General features: G+C 71.9%; 20 protein-coding genes. 13 read left to right on the forward strand and 7 right to left on the reverse strand.

What is annotated here, in order from left to right; translation table 11 throughout:
- Nucleotides 1-73: 73 nt before the first annotated feature.
- Nucleotides 74-352, reverse strand: a complete 279-nt coding sequence (locus tag IH68_RS0115280; RefSeq protein WP_051833434.1) for a hypothetical protein — start codon at nt 350-352, stop codon at nt 74-76.
- 182 nt (nt 353-534) lie between these two features.
- Here IH68_RS0115280 and IH68_RS0115285 point away from each other — a divergent pair, with 182 nt between their 5' ends.
- Nucleotides 535-1,494, forward strand: coding sequence for a D-2-hydroxyacid dehydrogenase family protein (locus IH68_RS0115285; protein ID WP_030934727.1), 960 nt, complete (start codon nt 535-537; stop codon nt 1,492-1,494).
- A gap of 24 nt (nt 1,495-1,518) precedes the next feature.
- On the opposite strand, the gene IH68_RS0115290 is transcribed toward IH68_RS0115285, so the two are convergent.
- From IH68_RS0115290 to IH68_RS0115310, 5 genes are all read right to left on the reverse strand, one after another.
- Nucleotides 1,519-2,391, reverse strand: coding sequence for a tyrosinase family protein (locus tag IH68_RS0115290; protein ID WP_030934730.1), 873 nt, complete (start codon nt 2,389-2,391; stop codon nt 1,519-1,521).
- Nucleotides 2,375-2,848 carry a tyrosinase family oxidase copper chaperone gene (locus IH68_RS0115295; protein WP_030934733.1) on the reverse strand — a complete coding sequence of 158 codons (474 nt, stop codon included), beginning with the start codon at nt 2,846-2,848 and terminating at the stop codon, nt 2,375-2,377. The genes IH68_RS0115290 and IH68_RS0115295 overlap by 17 nt, the downstream gene beginning before the upstream one ends.
- A 134-nt stretch (nt 2,849-2,982) precedes the next feature.
- The gene (locus IH68_RS0115300; protein ID WP_030934736.1) at nt 2,983-3,480 is read right to left on the reverse strand and encodes a DUF5949 family protein; all 498 of its coding nucleotides are present in this window, start codon (nt 3,478-3,480) and stop codon (nt 2,983-2,985) included.
- A 74-nt stretch (nt 3,481-3,554) separates the two neighbouring features.
- Nucleotides 3,555-4,034 (reverse strand): hypothetical protein, encoded by a 480-nt coding sequence (locus IH68_RS0115305; RefSeq protein ID WP_051833437.1) that lies wholly within the window; start codon nt 4,032-4,034, stop codon nt 3,555-3,557.
- A gap of 22 nt (nt 4,035-4,056) precedes the next feature.
- Entirely contained in the window at nt 4,057-4,791 is a 735-nt protein-coding gene (locus IH68_RS0115310) for a glycoside hydrolase family 16 protein (RefSeq protein WP_030934742.1), read from the reverse strand.
- Nucleotides 4,792-5,069: 278 nt separating this feature from the next.
- On the opposite strand from IH68_RS0115310, the gene IH68_RS0115315 reads away from it, so the two are divergent.
- The 4 genes from IH68_RS0115315 (at nt 5,070) to IH68_RS0115330 (ending at nt 6,851) form a co-directional block, all read left to right on the forward strand.
- The gene (locus IH68_RS0115315; RefSeq protein WP_234341346.1) at nt 5,070-5,465 is read left to right on the forward strand and encodes a hypothetical protein; all 396 of its coding nucleotides are present in this window, start codon (nt 5,070-5,072) and stop codon (nt 5,463-5,465) included.
- 306 nt (nt 5,466-5,771) lie between these two features.
- Nucleotides 5,772-6,092, forward strand: a complete 321-nt coding sequence (locus tag IH68_RS0115320) for a hypothetical protein (RefSeq protein WP_030934749.1) — start codon at nt 5,772-5,774, stop codon at nt 6,090-6,092.
- 61 nt (nt 6,093-6,153) lie between these two features.
- Nucleotides 6,154-6,471 (forward strand): hypothetical protein, encoded by a 318-nt coding sequence (locus IH68_RS0115325; protein ID WP_030934753.1) that lies wholly within the window; start codon nt 6,154-6,156, stop codon nt 6,469-6,471.
- Nucleotides 6,472-6,530: 59 nt separating this feature from the next.
- On the forward strand, nt 6,531-6,851 hold the full coding sequence (locus tag IH68_RS0115330; RefSeq protein ID WP_030934756.1) for a hypothetical protein: 321 nt from the start codon (nt 6,531-6,533) through the stop codon (nt 6,849-6,851).
- Between the two features lie 338 nt (nt 6,852-7,189).
- Here IH68_RS0115330 and IH68_RS0115335 read toward each other — a convergent pair whose 3' ends face one another.
- Nucleotides 7,190-7,522, reverse strand: a complete 333-nt coding sequence (locus IH68_RS0115335; protein ID WP_030934759.1) for a hypothetical protein — start codon at nt 7,520-7,522, stop codon at nt 7,190-7,192.
- 324 nt (nt 7,523-7,846) lie between these two features.
- On the opposite strand from IH68_RS0115335, the gene IH68_RS0115340 reads away from it, so the two are divergent.
- From IH68_RS0115340 to IH68_RS0115375, 8 genes are read left to right on the forward strand one after another with little or no spacing between them, the layout of a single operon-like run.
- On the forward strand, nt 7,847-8,983 hold the full coding sequence (locus IH68_RS0115340; RefSeq protein WP_030934762.1) for a glycosyltransferase: 1,137 nt from the start codon (nt 7,847-7,849) through the stop codon (nt 8,981-8,983).
- Nucleotides 8,984-9,003: 20 nt separating this feature from the next.
- Nucleotides 9,004-10,467 (forward strand): exopolysaccharide biosynthesis polyprenyl glycosylphosphotransferase, encoded by a 1,464-nt coding sequence (locus IH68_RS0115345; protein WP_030934765.1) that lies wholly within the window; start codon nt 9,004-9,006, stop codon nt 10,465-10,467.
- A 6-nt stretch (nt 10,468-10,473) separates the two neighbouring features.
- Nucleotides 10,474-11,943, forward strand: coding sequence for an O-antigen ligase family protein (locus IH68_RS0115350; protein WP_078912462.1), 1,470 nt, complete (start codon nt 10,474-10,476; stop codon nt 11,941-11,943).
- Complete coding sequence (murJ, locus tag IH68_RS0115355) at nt 11,940-13,625, forward strand: murein biosynthesis integral membrane protein MurJ (protein ID WP_030934770.1); 1,686 nt, start codon at nt 11,940-11,942, stop codon at nt 13,623-13,625. The genes IH68_RS0115350 and murJ overlap by 4 nt, the downstream gene beginning before the upstream one ends.
- The gene (locus tag IH68_RS0115360; protein ID WP_030934773.1) at nt 13,615-14,406 is read left to right on the forward strand and encodes a polysaccharide deacetylase family protein; all 792 of its coding nucleotides are present in this window, start codon (nt 13,615-13,617) and stop codon (nt 14,404-14,406) included. The genes murJ and IH68_RS0115360 overlap by 11 nt, the downstream gene beginning before the upstream one ends.
- Nucleotides 14,403-15,545: a glycosyltransferase gene (locus IH68_RS0115365; RefSeq protein WP_030934776.1), complete on the forward strand. Its 1,143-nt coding sequence runs from the start codon at nt 14,403-14,405 to the stop codon at nt 15,543-15,545. Before IH68_RS0115360 ends, IH68_RS0115365 begins: the two co-directional genes overlap by 4 nt.
- Nucleotides 15,542-16,213 carry an LPS biosynthesis protein gene (locus IH68_RS0115370; protein ID WP_030934778.1) on the forward strand — a complete coding sequence of 224 codons (672 nt, stop codon included), beginning with the start codon at nt 15,542-15,544 and terminating at the stop codon, nt 16,211-16,213. The genes IH68_RS0115365 and IH68_RS0115370 overlap by 4 nt, the downstream gene beginning before the upstream one ends.
- Nucleotides 16,210-17,322, forward strand: coding sequence for a GNAT family N-acetyltransferase (locus IH68_RS0115375; RefSeq protein WP_030934783.1), 1,113 nt, complete (start codon nt 16,210-16,212; stop codon nt 17,320-17,322). Before IH68_RS0115370 ends, IH68_RS0115375 begins: the two co-directional genes overlap by 4 nt.
- Nucleotide 17,323: the final 1 nt, after the last annotated feature.

Consider the following 17,323-nt stretch of genomic DNA (forward strand, 5'->3'; position numbering starts at 1 on the left):
CCGCGCCGCACCGCGCCGGACCAGTCTAGGGGTGCCCCCCGCGACGCCGGGCCGACCCGTCGGACAGCTCCTGCTAGGTGTCCGGCTGTGCCCGGACCTCCGTCTCGGCGCCCGCGGCCGCCGCGTCGTCCGGCTCGGACCGGCCGCGGGCCGCCATCAGGAACCAGGCGACGTCACCGACGGCCGTCCCGGCCGCCACCGCCCCGGCGATCAGTCCCGCCGTGATCAGCCCCTGTCCGACGTAGGGCCGCCCGGCGAACGCCCCCACCCCGAACCCGAGGAACAGGAACACGGCCGCGGCAGCGGCCGGCACACCGGTCACGAGCATCGCCCGCACACACACGAACCGCATGGATCTCCCCCCGATGGTTGGCCGCCTGCGGCATGGAGTGGCGAGTGTAATGGTTCTCGGATTGCGCAATCTTTAAAGGCTTAATTGATCTACGCGTGCTCGGGTGGCTCGCGGATCCGCTCATGCGCGACCATTGCTGATCACGCCCTGCCACCCGACCGCGCCGACGAAAGGGACCCGCCGTGCGGCTGCGCTGCGCTGTGCTCGACGACTTCCAGCAGGTGGCGACGGAGCTCGCCGACTGGTCACCCGTGGCCGACCGGGTGGAGACCGTTTCCTTCTCCGAACACTTCGACACCGAGGACGCGCTCGCCTCGGGCCTGTCCGGCTTCGACATCGTCGTCACCCTGCGCGAGCGCGTGCCCTTTCCGGCCTCGCTGCTCGCCCGCCTGCCCCGGCTGAAGCTGCTCGTCGCCTCCGGCATGCGCAACAGCGTCATCGACTACGCCGCCGCCGAGGCGCACGGCGTCACCGTGTGCGGCACGGCGAGCACCTCGACGCCGCCCGTCGAACTGACCTGGGCCCTGCTCCTCGGCCTCGCCCGCGGCATCGTCGAGGAGAGCAACTCCCTGCGTTCCGGCGGCCCTTGGCAGCAGACGGTGGGGGCCGACCTGCACGGCCGCCGCCTCGGACTGCTCGGCCTCGGCAAGATCGGCAGCCGCGTCGCCCGGGTCGGCACCGCCTTCGGCATGCACGTCAGTGCCTGGAGCCAGAACCTCACCAAGGAGTACGCCGACGAGGTGGGCGTCGAACTCGCCGCCTCCAAGGAGGAGTTGCTGTCGAGCAGCGACTACGTCTCCGTCCACCTGGCCCTGGGCGAGCGCACCCGCGGCCTGCTCGGCCCCGCCGAACTCGCCCTCCTCAAGCCCACCGCCTACCTGATCAACACCTCCCGCGCCGCGATCGTCGACCAGGACGCCCTGCTCGCCGCCCTGCACGAAGGCCGGATCGCCGGCGCGGGCATCGACGTCTTCGACATCGAGCCCCTCCCCGCCGACCACCCGATGCGCACGGCTCCCCGCCTGCTCGCCACACCCCACCTCGGCTATGTGTCGCGGGCGAACTACGAGACGTACTACCGGGAGGCGGTGGAGGACATCCGCGCGTTCCTGGACGGGGCACCGGTACGCCGGCTGGGCTGAGACGGAAGCTCCCGCGGGGCACGCTCAGGCGTACCGGTAGATCCCGCTCACGTCCTCCATCTCGTCCGGCGACACGCCCCACGGCGGCATCGGCTCGTGCCGGGCGACGATGCGCCCGCGCTGCCCGCTGCGGGGGCCGGGCGGATAGGCCGGCAGATAGTGCGGTGCGCCATTGCGGTGCCGTTGCTGCCAGCGGGTCCACTGCAGGTCGACGAAGGCGTGGTGCAACCAGAACACGGGGTCGTTGACGGAGGCGCCACCGACCATGGCACCGCCGACCCAGCGGTGGACCAGGTTGTGATTGTGCAGAGCGTCGCTGTCCTCCCCCGTCCCCCATCCCTCCAGCTTGTTGCGGAACCCCTCCTCACAGGTGGAGTCCCAGGGCTCGGTGTCGTAGACCGGGTCGGCGAGCGCCGACTCTAGTTCCTCCTCCGTCGGCAGCTCGATGGGGTCGTGCGCGCGGCCGAGGTCCCGGGTGAGGAACAGGGCGTCGATGATCCCCTCCCTGATGGGCCAGTAACCCTGCACATAGGCGAACGGCCCGGTGACGACCTGGCGGTCGAAGGGGCGACCGTTGCCGCCGAGGAGGTCGTCGGTCCAGGGCACGGACATCGTCGAACGGTCCCGCGTCCAGTCCCAGTACGGCACCGTCACCGACTCGTCGACCCGTTGCAGCGCCCGCTCCAGGTCCAGCAGGAAGCGGCGGTGCCAGGGCAGGAAGGACGGCCCCATGTGGGCAGAACGCAGGCCCCTCTCACCGTCGGAGGTGTAGTACGCAATGTGGATGCGCACGAACTCGTCGTACTCTCCCCGCCATTTGATCCGGAGCAGCGCGTTGACGAACCGCCGCCGCTCGTCGGGGGTCAGCCTGCTCACGTCCTTACGCACGTACGTCATGCTCTTCCCCCATGTGCATGGACCCCTGCGGCCCGCCGAGCGGGCCCGGGGCCAGGTCGCGCAGCCGCTGCCCGGGACCGAGTTCGTCGACGGCCGCCCGGGTCGCCTCCAGCGAGGTCCGGTACGAGCTGTAGTGGTTGACCATGCTCAGCCAGGTGCCGTCGGAGCGACGCATCAGATGCAGCGCACGGCCGTCCACGGTGACCTGCCACGCGTGGCCGCCGGCGCGGGGTCCGGAGGCGGGGACCGGGGCGCCCCGGATGCGACGGCCGCGGTAGATCTCGTCGAAGGCCGACTCCGCTGCACCCCCGGAGCCGGCTGCGCGCCGCGGGACGCGCGAGGCGACGAGGACGGGCGCGAGCGCGAAAGCGGCGATGGAGGCGAGCACCCGGCGCCTTATCGCCTGCCTCGCCCGCTGCTCCCCACCCATCGGTACTCCACCGGCACGGACGACCATGGCTCGCTCCCTCATAGGATCAACACCAGTACGTCCATACGATGCTGTGCCCACGCGGAAGCTCGGCGGAGCCGGTGCGTCAGATCGTCCAGAAATCCCACCAACGGGTCAGGCTCGGCCTGCCGACGACGCTCTCAGCGCGGGGTGAGCGCCGGCAGGAGCACGTGCGCGGCGGCCCTCAGGGTCTGCTCGGCGCCGGCGAAGGCGGCCAGCGCCGCGGGCTCGATCGGCCGGCCCGGCCTGCCCTGCGGCCAGGGGCGGGTGGTGAACACGAGGTAGGCGTAGCCGCGTTCGGCGACCGCCGCGAGCCACTCCGGCGGAGCGGCGCACCGGGCGCCCAGCTGCGGCATGGTGACGAAGGCCTGCCCGGCCTCGACGAACAGGCTGACGGCGATCCCGGCCTCGGCGGTGCCGTCGACGAGGCCCCCGCCGACCCGCAGCCCGTTGCCGGCCAGCAGCCCCTCGACCGCGGCGGACGTCGTCTGCGGCCCACCCTCGGCGTCCCCGAGGGAGTAGGCCAGCAGATACGGCAGGTCACCTCCGTCGGCGGCGGCACCGCTCCAGGGCAGCAGGACGAGGGTGCCGAGGTCGGTCATGCGGAAGGGGCGCGTTTCGGTTGGGGTTGAGGTCATCGCGCGACCTTATCGACGGGCTGCCGACCGGCCCGCCGCCTTCTCACCCGAATGGCCGACGGCTCGGGCGAGGTTCACCCGGCCGTTGTCGTTGCGGCGAGGACCTTGCCCAGGGCGGTCACCATGCCGCTGACGGCCGGTGGGACCTTGTCGGAGTCGCCGGAGGTGGCGGCCGACAGCAGGGCGTCGACCGCCTTCTTCAGAGCGGTGAGCGTGTCACCCTTGACTGCCTTGGTGGCCACCGGGAAGGCCTTGGAGATGGCGTCCTTCACGGCGTCGCCGAGCTTCTGCGCCTCGACGACGGACAGCTGGCCGCCGTCGGCCTTCAGCACGGCGTTGAGCAGTCTGGCGACGGGAGTGAGCACACTGCCGAGATCGCCGAGCTTCTTGACCTGCGGGAGCAGCTGGTCCGCCCCGGGGACGGGTCCGCGGGACGACGTCCGGGTGCGCTCCCGTGCGGAGTCGGCCGCGACGGCGGCCGGGGCGGCGATGCCGACCAGCAGGGCGGCGCAGAGAGCGACGGACGCGATACGCCGTGCGGGCAGTACACGCATGGGGGGCTCCTTACGAGAACACTCAGCGGTAGACGCGAAGGTGGTCGACGGCGAAGGTGAGGGGGCCCGGACCGGAGGGGGCCGGGTGGTACTGGCCGGCGCTCAGCGACAGATTGAGGATCAGGTACGCCGACCAGTGGGCGCCCACTCCGGTGCCGTCGCGGAAGACCCGTTCGCCGTTGACGTACCAGTCGACGGAGTGCTTGCCGTAGCAGCTGCCGATGGTCACCCACTCGTCCGGGGCGATCGTGTCGGCATCGGTGTGATAGGCGCAGGCGTGGTTGACGTGGTTGGACAGCTCCAGCAGGTTCGGGTTGTCGGGGTGGTACTCGAAGGAGTCGACCTCGTTCCCGCCGTCCTTCCAGGTCCACAGCGCCGGCCAGGCACCGGTCCCGGACGGCAGCTTGACCCGGGTCTCGGCGTAGTCACCGGTCCGCACCTGGAAGCCCTCGGCGGAGTACTCGGTGGTGAGAAGTCCGGTGTGCCAGGCCTGCCGGCCGTTCTCGAGCGTGTGGCCGGCCGGGGTGGCGGTGAAGGTGGCCACCCCTTCGGAGACGGTCACACAGCCGGGGCTGAGCCAGTCGAGCTTGTTGTCGTCGGGATTGTGGTTGCCGTAGCGGTAGGCGCTGGTTCTGTCGCCGACCCATTTGGTGCCCCAGGCGATGGGGGTGTTGAACTCCTCCGACCAGGTGAGCGACTTGCCGGTGGCGAGGGCAGGGTGCGCGGTCGGCATGGGCTGGGCGCTGTCGGCGGTCATGGCGGTGAGGGTAGGGCCGCGAAGCGGCCGCCCCGGCCGAAGCACCGGCTGCACCGTTGGAATTCCTCTTTCACACTACCCATCCGGTCGAAACCGCACCCACCATACGATGAATTGATTCACCGACGATGTGAATCCCTTTGACGACACCGTAAGCAAAGCATTGTTCACCCCTCCGGCTTTCATGCGTATGGCGTAACGCATCGCTTTTACGGAGAGCATGGACTGCTATGTTCTCCAGCCGACGGATCAGAGGTAACTTTCAACCGAGGTGAATCATGAAGAAGGCAATTTTCACCACTGCGGCGTTGGCCATCGGCGCGGGCCTCGTGGGTGGGTCCGCCGTCGCGGCGTCGGCCGCCACCCCACCGGCCGTACCGGCCGCGTCGGGCGGCCTGCTCGGTCTCATGTCCCCGACCAAGGTGACCCCGGCGGTCGTGCCGGCGGCCGACGTCGTGTCGCGACTGGCCCGCAACGGCAAGCTCGCCAACGGTAGCGCCTTCGACAAGCAGAAGACGCCGGGAGTTTCGGGCGTCTACCTCGACGGTATGGACCCGAACGCTTCCAAGAAGCCCACGATTCCGGTGCGGAACCCGGCCGGAAACGGCGTCGTTCAGGTCCACCCGCTGCAGGCGCCGACCTCCACCGGGCTGGGGAGCCTGCTCAGCAAGTGACGAGACGGAAACCGTAGGAGCCGGCCGTACCGGCGGAAGCCCTCATACGACGCATTTGTCCGGCCCACCGGCCCTCTCCCCTCCGGTGGGCCGGACCCATGTCGACGCCCGTCCCCTTTTCGGATTGTCCGTCATTTACGCCATATGGATTCCGGATCCATTCCGGTCCGACCCCCAGGAACCTGCGGCATTGCGCCATCCGACGGAATAAACCTTGTTTAGGCGCCCGTCCCGTGACTTATAGGCGCATATCAAGGTTTCCTGGTATGCAAGCGTGCGCAACCGTGAATTGAGGAAGGAACTAAGTTGCCCAGGAAGTTCGCGGTCATCACTGCCCTCACCCTCGGCGCTATGGTCAGCAGCGTCGGTTTCGCCTCGGCCAACGACACAAACACGACCGTCAAGGGCGGCAGCGGCTTTGCGGAGTCGCCGGTCGTCGTGAACGCCCCTCAGCAGGGCGTTCTGGTAGTCAACGGGACGCTGATTGACGGCCGTTGCATCGCTCCGTGGTCCAACGGGTCCGTGCTCGGCGGCGTCGCGGCCCCGAACTCGCACTACGCGGCGTGCAACACGGCGGCCGTCGACCAGTCGCAGAACGCTCCGTACGCGGGCGGCCTGCTCTTCTGACCCTGTGCCGAGTAACTCGGAGCAGGTGCAACACCCAAAACAGCCCGGAAAGGCGCAACTCATGCGTAACAAGGTTTCGGCCATTTCCGCCCTCGCCGCGGGCCTCGTCCTCGCGGCGGCCGGCACTGCCGCGGCCGAGGACTGCACCGACGTCACGGGCGGCAGCGGCTTCTCGTCGTCCCCGGTCGTCGTCAACGCTCCCCAGCAGGGCGTTGCCGTCGTCAACGGCTCGGTCGCCGACCTCCGTTGCGTCGCGCCGTGGTCCAACGGTTCCGTGCTCGGCGGCGTCGCGGCCCCGAACTCGCACTACGCCGCATGCAACACGGCGAAGATCGACCAGTCGCAGAACGCCCCGTACGCGGGTGGGCTGCTCTTCTGACCTGCTCCGAGCAATTCGGAGCACGGAAATCCCAACCGCCCCACCGAAAGGCGCATCCCATGCGTAACAAGGTTACGGTCATTACCGCCCTAGCCGCGGGCCTCGTGCTCGCGGCCGGTGGCGCCGCCGCGGCCAACGACTCGAACACCACCGTCACCGGCGGAAGCGGCTTCTCGGAGTCCCCGATCGTCGTCAACGCTCCCCAGCAGGGCATCGCCGTCGTCAACGGCTCGCTGATCGACGGGCGCTGCATCGCTCCGTGGTCCAACGGTGCCGTCCTCGGTGGCGTCGTGGCCCCGAACTCGCACTACGCGGCGTGCAACACGGCGGCCGTCGACCAGTCGCAGAACGCCCCGTACACGGGCGGCCTGCTCTTCTGAGCCGCACTCCACTCGATGGCGGTCCGCCGGAACTCCGGTGGGCCGCCATCGGCTTTTCCATCCCCTTCGTTCCGCTGGTTTCACAAAAACCCGCGGGGCCCGTCTGCGTCAGATACAGACAGGCCCCGCGGTCAGGAGACAGCCGACGAAGAGCGCGCCAACAAGGAGGGAAAGGCGCTCCACACCGTCATTCCAATGGAAACAACGGCACGCTGCCGCCTCCGGTCACGCTGGATCGTTCGTTTGGCCCAGCGCGCGAGGTGTGCTCGCAATACGCCCCCCATATATGCCGAAGGGCCGACTCCGAGGAATGCGGAGCCGACCCGAATCGTCGAACGCTACTTGCCGACCGGAAGCCCGCCCAGCAGCTTGCCGTCGGCGGCGGTGGCCGGCAGGGCGGGGTTCGGCAGGGTGCCGCCGACGACGGGGCCCTTCATGCCCGCCTCCTTCATGCTGCCCTTCACGCTGTCCTTCACACTCTGCGCCACCTGGCCGACGTTGTCGCCCACGAAACCCGTCGACACCTTGGCTGCCGTGGGAACACCACTCGCGACCGTCTTCCCGCTGTCCACGAGGCCCGCGGCCGGCATGTCCGCCGCGCCGGCGGGCACGGCGACACCCGCAATGGCGAGGGAACCGGCTACAACGGCGGCAGCCTTCAGAGTCTTCATCGTGTGCCTTTCTTTCGTAAGTCGTCTTCTACCGGCCTAACGAGAGTGCGGCTTCCGGGAAACCCTGTTGCCGTTGCGGTAACTCCAAACGGGTGATCCAGGGCGACAAATAGCTCATTGAAACGCCACCATTCCGACACAGATGACCGGTTCGCAGATAAATAGGGGTGAGCGGCTAGAGTGGCTCACCTCGTGATTTCAGCGATGCCGGTTGAACAACGAACCTCACGCTCTCGAACGGGTGCGGGTTTTTATATCAAGAAGCACGAGCCGCACGTCCTGGCCCCGGCTCGGACTCTTTTGTTCGGAAGGGCATCCTCTCCCATGCGTTTTTCCCCACGCGTGCCGCACATCCTGCATGTCACCCAGCCCGTCGAGGGCGGTGTCGCGCGGGTCGTGGCGGACCTGGTGGCGGCTCAGCTCGCCGCCGGGCTGCGGGTGACCGTGGCATGTCCGGAGGGTGGCACGCTGACGGAGGCTCTGCGCGCGGCCGGCTGCACGGTGCTCCGCTGGGACGCGACCCGCTCGCCGGGGCACCGACTTCCGGGCGAGGTACGGCGGTTGGCGCGGATCCTGCGCGAGGTGCGGCCGCACCTGGTGCATGCGCACAGCGCGAAGGCGGGACTCGCGGCCCGGCTGGCCGTACGCGGCGGTCTCCCGACCGTCTTTCAGCCGCACGCCTGGTCGTTCGAGGCCGCCCAGGGAATCGTCGCGCGTCTGGCGCTGGGCTGGGAGCGGTTAGGGGCACGGTGGGCGACGCGCGTTGTGTGCGTCAGCGAGGCGGAGCGGCAAACCGGGGAGCGGTGCGGGATCGACGCCCCGTGGCGGGTGGTCCCCAACGGTGTGGACACGGTCAGGTTCCGGCCGGAGGGGGACGACTCCCGGTCCGGGCCGGGGCCGCTCGTCGTGTGTGTGGGCCGGCTGTGCCGCCAGAAGGGGCAGGACGTGCTTCTGCAGGCGTGGCCCGAGGTGGAACGGCAGCTGGCCGGGGCCCGGTTGGTGCTGGTCGGCGAGGGCCCGGACGCGGACCGGCTGCGCTCCTGTGCGCCCGCTTCCGTGGTGTTCGCCGGTGCCGCGCCCGACGCGGCCCCCTGGTACCGGGCCGCCGACCTCGTGGTCCTGCCGTCCCGCTGGGAGGGCATGGCGCTCGCCCCGCTGGAGGCGATGGCGTGCGCCCGGCCGGTCGTGGTCACGGACGTGGACGGAGCGCGCGAGAGCCTGCCGCCCGAGCAGCTGCCGTACTGCCTGGTGCCGCCGGAGGACCCCGGTGCGCTGGCGCGGGCGCTGACGGCGCTGTTGCGGGACGAGCCGCTGCGCGCGGCGCTGGGCGCGCAGGGCCGCCGGCATGTGCTCGCCGCCCACGACCTGCGGCAGACGGCGGACGCCGTGACCGACGTGTACCGCGAATTGCTCGGCGAACTCCACGGCGTCGTTGTCGCACCGGTCGCCGTACCCAACTAGAGCAGGAAGTGCATCACCAGATGACTGCGGAAAGTACCGTTCCCCCTCCTACGGGGCAGCAGCCGCGGGCGGCAGAGCGCGCTGTCTCCGTTCTCGCCCCGCGCGGCCCCGCAGCCGGACGTCGACTGCCCGCCGGACGGAGAGAGAGCCGGCCGCGGCGGGCCTTCTGGATGACCCTGCCGCTCGTCGACGGCGGCGCCGCCCTGCTGGGGGTCCTGGTCGTGCCCGGGTTCCCGAGGCATCCGCTGGTCGTCGCCCTGCTGGTGCTGGGGGTGATCGGGCTGAACCGGCGGGCCCGCCTGTACGACAGCTCCCTGGTGCGCGGTGTGCTGGACGAACTTCCCGCCGTCTGCGGACGGATCGCCGTCGGCTGGGCTGCTGTCGGGTCGCTCTCGCCGCTGCGGCCGCTCCCGCCGGCCGTACTGGCCGGCGCGTTCGCCGTGCAGTGCGCGGCGGCCTGCGCGGGCCGTGCGGCGGTGCACGGGCGGCGGGCGCGGCGACGGCTGCCCGATCCCGCGCTGGTGGTCGGTCCGGTCGCGGTGGCCCGGAAGGTCGCAGCCGCGTTGCTGCGCCAGCCGAGCTGCGGAGTACGGCCGGTGGGTGTGGTCGGCGACGGCCTCGACGTCCTCGCCCGGCCCGGTGAGGGTCCCGAGCTGCCGCTGCTGACCACGGATCAGGCGGCGCGTCGGGCCGTCATCCAGAACGGTGTGGAGACGGTGCTCGTCGTGGGCGCCGCCACCCGGGTGGAGAAGACCGCTCTGCTGCGGGATCTCGCCGCGTACGGCTGCGTGGTGTGGGAGCTGGACGCGGACGCGCCCTCGTACGGCCTCGGCGGGCGCCGCGAAGCGGGCGGGCATCTGGCGGGTTTCCCACGCAGACTGCTGTGCCCGGGGCGCGGACGGCGGCGGGTCGGCGTGGGCAAGCGGGTGCTCGACGCGGTGCTTTCGGGCTCGCTGCTGCTGCTCGCCTGCCCGGTGCTGCTGGTGTGCGCGGCGGTGCTGCGGGTCATGGACGGGCCGGGCGTGCTGTTCCGGCAGGAGCGGATCGGCAAGGACGGGCGGCCGTTCACCCTGCTGAAGTTCCGCACCCACCGGCCCGCCAGCGCGCACGAGGCGGCGACCCGCTGGAGCGTGGCGAACGAGCAGGAGATGAGCCGCTTCTGCCAGTTCCTGCGCCGCACCTCGCTGGACGAGCTGCCGCAGCTGTGGAACGTCTGCCGCGGAGACATGAGCCTGGTCGGTCCGCGGCCCGAACGGCCTTATTTCGTCGCCAAGTTCAGCCAGGCCTACCCGGGGTACCGCGAGCGTCACCGGATGCCGACCGGGATCACCGGGCTCGCCCAGATCCACGGGCTGCGCGGGGACACCTCCATCGAGGACCGGTGCCGGTTCGACAACGCCTACATCGACAACTGGTCGCTGTGGCAGGACATCTGCATCCTGGCGCGCACGGCGGTCCTGTTCGTACGGCCGACGGGGAGCTGAGCGCGGGTGAGCACTACCTCGGCGGCCTCCGTACCGCTCGTGCCGCAGCTTGCGGCGCTGCGCCGGGCCGCCCCCGTGCTGCCCGTCCTGGCGGTGATCGCCCTGCTGGGGCTGCCGGCCGAGACGGACAGCGGCGCCACGCCCGCCGACGCGGCCTGCGGGCTGGTCGTGCTCTGGGCCGTCGTGTGCACCGTACGAGGGGCGCGGCGCCCGCTGACGCGGACGGCGGCGGTCGTGCTCGGGCTGCCCGTGGTCGGCATCGCGGTCTCCGCGACCGGCGCGGTGACAACGGGCGACGCGGTCACCGGACTGGCCCGCTACCTCCAGGTGTTCGTGCTCGTCCCGCTCGCGATCGTGCTGCTGGTGCGCGACCGGCGCGATGCCCGGCTGGTGCTGTGGGCGCTGGCCGGTCTCGCGCTGTGGCAGGGGGCGGTCGGGGTGCGCCAGTACCTGACCGGGACCGGGGCCTCGTACCAGGGGGCCTACATCCGGGCGGTGGGCACGTTCGGGCCGCACGACGTGATGGGGATGGCGGCCGTCGTCGCCGCCGGAGTGGTGGTGCTGACCGGTCTCGCGCTCGGGACGGGAGCCAGGCGGCAGCGGCTGGCGGCGGCCGGTGGTGCGCTGGTGCTGCTCGTGCCGCTCGCGCTGTCCTTCAGCCGGGGTTCCTGGATCGCCACCGCCGTGACCTGCGGGGCGCAGCTGCTGCTGGCCGGGGTGCGGCGGGCGCTGAAGGTGTTCGCGGCGGTGACCGCGGCCTGCGTGGTGCTGGTGGGCGGGTTCGGCGTGGGCGGCTCGGTGCTGCAGGAGCGGCTGACCAGCATCACCCAGGTCGCCGGCGCACCGGACCAGTCGGTCGTCGACCGCTACACCATGTGGGCGGCGTCCGTCGACATGTGGCGCGAGCACCCGGTGCGGGGCGTCGGCCTGAAGGCCTTTCCCGCCTACCGGGACTCCCACGCCTCGCTCGCGCTGTCCTCGGGCAGCGACACGGAGGGCGACGGCCAGGCCTTCCGGCGCCAGCCCCTGCTCTCCCCGCACAACATGTACATGCTGCTCCTGAGCGAGCAGGGCCTGCTGGGTCTGCTCACGGTCGCGGGCAGCTGGCTGGCCCTGCTGGTGGGCGCGCTGCGCCGGCTGCGGGGGGCGCCGCACGCCCGGGACTGTGCGCTCGCGGCGTGCGGGCTGCTGCTGTGGCAGCTGGTGAACTTCCTGTACTCCGACATCGGCGGCCCCTCCACCACCGTGACGGCCGTCTGTTTCGGCGTCGCCGCCTGGTGGTCGCTGGCGGGGGGCCTTGCCGGCTCCACCGCGATGTGCCGTCGGCCGTCCACAGCGCCGTCGTTGCTGGTCGCTCCCCCACTCTCGGCTTCGCCCGAGCAGGGGGACCCCCCTCGCGGCGGAGCCGCACATGGACACAGCCCCGCGCCCCTTCAGGGCCCTTCGGGCCCCGTCGCGGAATCGGACCCCCGATGAACCCCGGACCCGCGCGCACCGCGGGCGCTTCCGAGGCGACCGGCACGAACGGCGCGCTCCCGGCCGACGGCCTCACCGGTGCTCCCGCCGCCCGGCAGGCGGACACCCCCTCGGCCCGCTTCCTGGCCCGGGCGACACTGCTGTCCGCCGCGCTGTCCATGGCCGGGGCGGTCCTCGGCCTGGCACGGGATCAGGCGCTCGCGCATCTCTTCGGCGCCGGCGCGGAGACCGACGCGTTCCTGGTGGCCTGGACCGTGCCCGAACTCGCGGCGACCCTGCTGATCGAGGAGGGCATGGCGTTCGTGCTGGTGCCCGCGTTCAGCGTGGCGCTGGCCCGGCGGGCGCTCGGGAACAGCACCACCGACCCGGTGCGCGCCCTGGTCGCCGCCTCGCTGCCGCGGCTGTGCCTCGCCTTCGCCGCCACGGCCGCCGCGCTGGTGGCCGGGGCGCCGCTGCTGGTCTCCGCCCTCGCACCCGGTCTGCCCGACCCGTCGCTCGCGATTTCCTGCACACGGCTGACCGCGACCTGTGTGCTGAGCTTCGGGCTCGCCGGGTACTGCAGCGCGGCGCTGCGCGCCCACCGTTCGTATCTGGCGCCCGGCGCGATCTACATCGCGTACAACGTCGCGATCATCTCCACGATGTTCGTCCTCGGTGTGCACTGGGGTGTGCGGTCCGCCGCTCTGGGGGTCGCCCTCGGCGGGTGCCTCATGGTCGCCGTACAGACTCCGTCGCTGGCGCGGCGGATCGCAGGGCGGCCCGGCCGCAACGACTGTGCGTACGAGGACGACGGGGGGCGGCCGCTCGCGCCGGGGCTGGTCTGTGCGGTTCTGCTGTTCGCCCTGTGCCGGCAGTCGCAGGTCCTCATCGAGCGGCACTTCGCGTCCACGCTGCCCGCCGGCGCCATCTCGCACCTCAACTACGCCCAGAAGGTGGCCCAGTTGCCGATGTCGCTGTCCATGATGGTGTGCATCGTCACCTTCCCGGTGGTGGCGCAGGCCATCGCCGAGGGCGACACGCGGCGGGCCCGGGACCGGGTCGAGCGGGACGTGCTGCTGATGGCCTGTCTCGTCCTGCTCGGCGCCGCGGTGGTCGTGGCCTGCGCGCCGCAGATCGTCCAACTCCTCTTTCAGCGCGGGGCGTTCACCGCGCAGGACACCGCCGCGACCGCCGCCGTGATGCGGGTGTACGCGGCCGGGCTGCTCGGGCAGACGCTGGTCGGGGCGCTCGTGCGGTCGTACTTCGCGGCCGGCCGTACCACCTGGTTCCCGCTGGGGGCGATGGGCGTGGGCGCGATCGCCACCGTCGTCATCGGCGCCTGGGCCGTACGTCCCTGGGGTGCCTGCGGCATCGCCGCGGCCAACGCGACCGGCATCACCCTCACCGCGCTGCTCATGCTGCACGGCCTGGGGCCCCGCAATGTGCCGGTGCGCGTGCGCCGGGTCGTCGCCGAACTCGTCCGGCCGGTGTGCGCGGCCGTGTGCGCCACCGGCGCCGGGCTGCTGGTCGCGGGGCTGTTCGCCTCGCCCGCTGCGGCCGTCGCCGCCTGCTGCATCTGCGTGACCGTCGTCTTCCTGCTGCTGGCCTGGGTCCTCGACGCGGCGGGCGCCCGGTCCCTTCTGCTTCCCCTCGCGCAGTCTCTCCGTCATTCCGTCACACGAAAGCTGGGCCATGGTCGCTGACGTCTCCGCTGCACCGCGCAAGACCGAACCCGATCCCAGATCGTCCGCGAGAAGACGGTCCAAGCGGGGTCCCGCCGTCTGGGTGGCGATGTACCACTCCGTCTCGGACTGCCCGGACGACCCGTACAACGTCACCGTCACCCCCGCCCGCCTCGACCGTCAGTTCGCCTGGATGTCCGGCCGCGGTCTGCGCGGGGTGAGCATGCGCGAACTGCTCGCGGCGCGCGCCCGTGGCACCGAGCGCGGCCTGGTGGGGCTCACCTTCGACGACGGATACGCCGACTTCACCGGCGACGCGCTGCCCGTGCTGTGCCGCTGGGGTTTCACCGCGACCGTGTTCGTGCTGCCCGGGCGGCTCGGCGGCGAGAACGCCTGGGAGCCGCTCGGACCGCGCAAGCCGCTGCTCGACGTGGACGGCATCCGCCGTGCCGTGGCCGCGGGCATGGAGATCGCCTCGCACGGCCTGACCCACCTGGACCTGACCAAGACCACCGACGAGGTGCTGCACTCCGAGGTCAACGACAGCCGCCATCTGCTCGCCGGGATCACCGGCAGCGACGTCGAGGGCTTCTGCTACCCGTACGGCTATCTCGACGAGCGCGTCGCAGCCGCCGTGCGGCTGGCCGGCTACCGCTACGCCTGCGCGATCACCCCCGGCCCGGACGGCTGCGGCGACTTCGCGCTGCCCCGCATCCACGTCGGGCAGATCGACACCGCAGCACGGCTGGAGCTGAAACGACGCCTGGCCCGGTTCTTCGGCCGCTCCGTGGAGGCCGTGTGAGGGCCCTGCACATCATCACCGGCCTCGGCGTCGGCGGAGCCGAACAGCAGCTGCGCCTGTTGCTGCGTCACCTTCCCGCGCAGTGCGACGTGGTGACCCTGACCAACCCCGGCCCGGTCGCCACGGGCCTGACCGCCGACGGTGTCCGCGTCATCCACCTCGGCATGGGCGGCAACCGCGACCTCGGCGCGCTGCCCCGCCTGACCCGGCTGATCCGCACCGGCGGCTACGACCTCGTCCACACCCACCTGTACCGGGCCTGCCTCTACGGCCGGATCGCCGCGCGGCTCGCGGGAGTCCGGGCCGTCGTCGCCACCGAGCACTCGATCGGCGACTCCGTGCTGGAGGGCAGACCGCTGACCGCGGGCGTCCGCGGGCTGTATCTGGCCGGCGAGCGCCTGGGCCGCGCCACGGTCGCCGTCTCGCCGACGGTGGCCGAGCGGCTGCGCCACTGGGGCGTACCCGGGGCACGCATCCGCGTCATCCCGAACGGCATCGACGCACCCCGGTTCCGCTTCGACGAGGTGGCCCGCAAGGAGGCCCGGATGCACTACGGGCTGCCCGAGGACGCATACGTCGTCGGCGGGGTGGGACGCCTCGCCCCGGGCAAACGCTTCGACCTGCTGCTGCGCGCCCTGTCCCGGCTGCCCGGTGACGTACGGCTGCTGCTGGTGGGCGGCGGGCCCGAGGAGACGGCGTTGCGGCGCACCGCCCGGGCGCTGGGGATCGCGGACCGGGTGGTGCTGACGGGCGAGCGGCCGTATCTGCAAAGCCCCCGCGACGGCGCGCCCGGCCTGGTCGACCTGCTGTCGGCGATGGATGTGCTCGTCTCGCCGTCGCCGCAGGAGGCCTTCGGGCTGGCCGTGGTGGAGGCGCTGGCGGCCGGGCTGCCCGTGCTGTACGCGAGCTGCCCCGCCGTCGAGGACCTGCCGCCGGACGCGGCACCCGGCGCCCGGCGCGTCACCGGCGGCACCGGGGCGTACGTACGGGAGCTGCTGCGGTTGCGGGCGGCGGGGCCGGGCGAGCGATGCGTCCCGGACGCCGTGCACCGCTACGACATCGCGTGCAGCGCCCGGCAGTTGATGGATGTCTACACGGCCGCTCTGGCCGGCTCGACCCTGGAAGTGAGTTCTCCATGACCGACAACCCCGTTCAGCGTGCCCGCCTGTCGCGCCGTGAGCGCGCCCGTGTGAAGCGGCTGCCCTCGTGGTGGCTGCTGCCGGCCGGGGCGCTGCTCGGTGCCGTGGCCGGCGGCGCGTACGGAGTGGCGAAGCCGCCGCAGTACACGGCGACGAGCTCCGTCGTCGCCGTCGCGGCGGGCCGGTCCGACGTCGACTGCGCCGACGCGCTCGGCTTCGCGCAGGCTTACGGCCGGGTGGCCCCGCAGCTCGCGGTGCTCGGGGACGCGCAGGTCGAGGCGGGCGTACCGGCCGCGACGCTGCGCAAGAGCGTGCAGGTCGCGACCTCGCCGGACGCGCCGATGGTCTCGGTCTCGGCGACCTCCTCCAGCCCCGCCCAGGCCGCGGACATCGCCAACGCCGTGTCCGGCGCTCTGGTCACGCAGGCGGCCCACAACAAGGCCGGCACCGGCATCCGGCTCGAACCGCTCGCCCGCGCGATGAGGCCCGCCGAACCGTCGTCCGCGTCCTGGAAGCTGACCTCGCTCGTGGGTGCGTGCGCCGGAGGTCTGCTGGGCGGCCTCGTCCTGCTGGCACGACCGCGGCGGGCGGCGGACGACGACGGCCCGGGACAGGCGACGGTGCCCGCCCCGACCCTCGCCGCGGACGCCCGCGGGACACTCGGATGACCGCGTCCGGCCATACGCTCTCGGTGGAACTCTGCACCGACGAGCGGACCTTCGCCGGGCTTGCGGAGCAGTGGGGCCGGCTGCACGAGGCCTGCCCGTCGGCGACACCGTTCCAGAGCCACGCCTGGCTGCACTCCTGGTGGCTCTCGTACGGCACACCCGACGGGCTGCGGCTGTTCCTGGTGCGCCGGGGCGGTGAACTGGTGGCCGCCGCACCGCTGATGCGGGTACGGCGTCCACTGCCGAGGCTGGTGCCCATCGGCGGCGCCATCTCCGACTTCTGCGACGTACTGCTGGACGAGAAGGAGGCCGAGGACGGCAGCCGGGCACTGGCGGACGCCCTGGCCGACGCGGCCCGCACCGCGCTGATCGACTTCCGGGAGGTCCGGCCGGGCAGCGCGGTGGAGCAGGTCTACGGCCGCTGGCGTGGTCCGCGCCGCCGGCTGCGCGACTCGACGTGCCTGGAACTGCCCGCCCTGCCGATGACCGAGCTGGTCAAGCGGCTGCCGCCGGCGCGCGCCCAGCGGGTGCGCAACAAGGTGAACAAGCTCGGCCGGCTCGGCGTCGAGTGGCGTGTCGTCGGCCACGACGAGACGGAGACGGCGCTGCGGCGGCTGCTGGAGCTGCACCGTCTGCAGTGGCAGGGCAAGAAGATGACACCGGAGCACACCCGGCCGCAGTTTCTGGAGCACCTGGTGCGGTCGGTGGTCCCGATGGCCCGCTCCGGTCAGGCTTCGGTGACGGAGTTCCTGCTCGAGGGCGCGGTGGTGGCGGTCGACCTGCATCTGCTGTCGGGAAGGCTGCTGGGCGACTACATGTACGGCTTCCACCCGGGGCTGCGGGAGCGGAAGGTGGACGTGGCGACGATGCTGCTGCGCGCGTCCACCGAGCACGTCGCCTCCGCCGGGGAGGGCCGGGTCCTGAGCCTGATGCGCGGCGACGAGCCGCACAAGTACCGCTGGTGCCCCGACACGGTCTACAACCAGCGGTTCCTGCTGGCCGGCCGGCGCACGGCGCCGCTGCTGGCGGCCACCGTCTGCGCGGCCGCCGCCCGGTGCGGGGCCAAGTCGGTCCGGCGCATGGTCCCCGACTCCAAGGACCACTGGTAGC

Source organism: Streptomyces sp. NRRL S-646, from assembly GCF_000720765.1.
Lineage (GTDB): Bacteria > Actinomycetota > Actinomycetes > Streptomycetales > Streptomycetaceae > Streptomyces.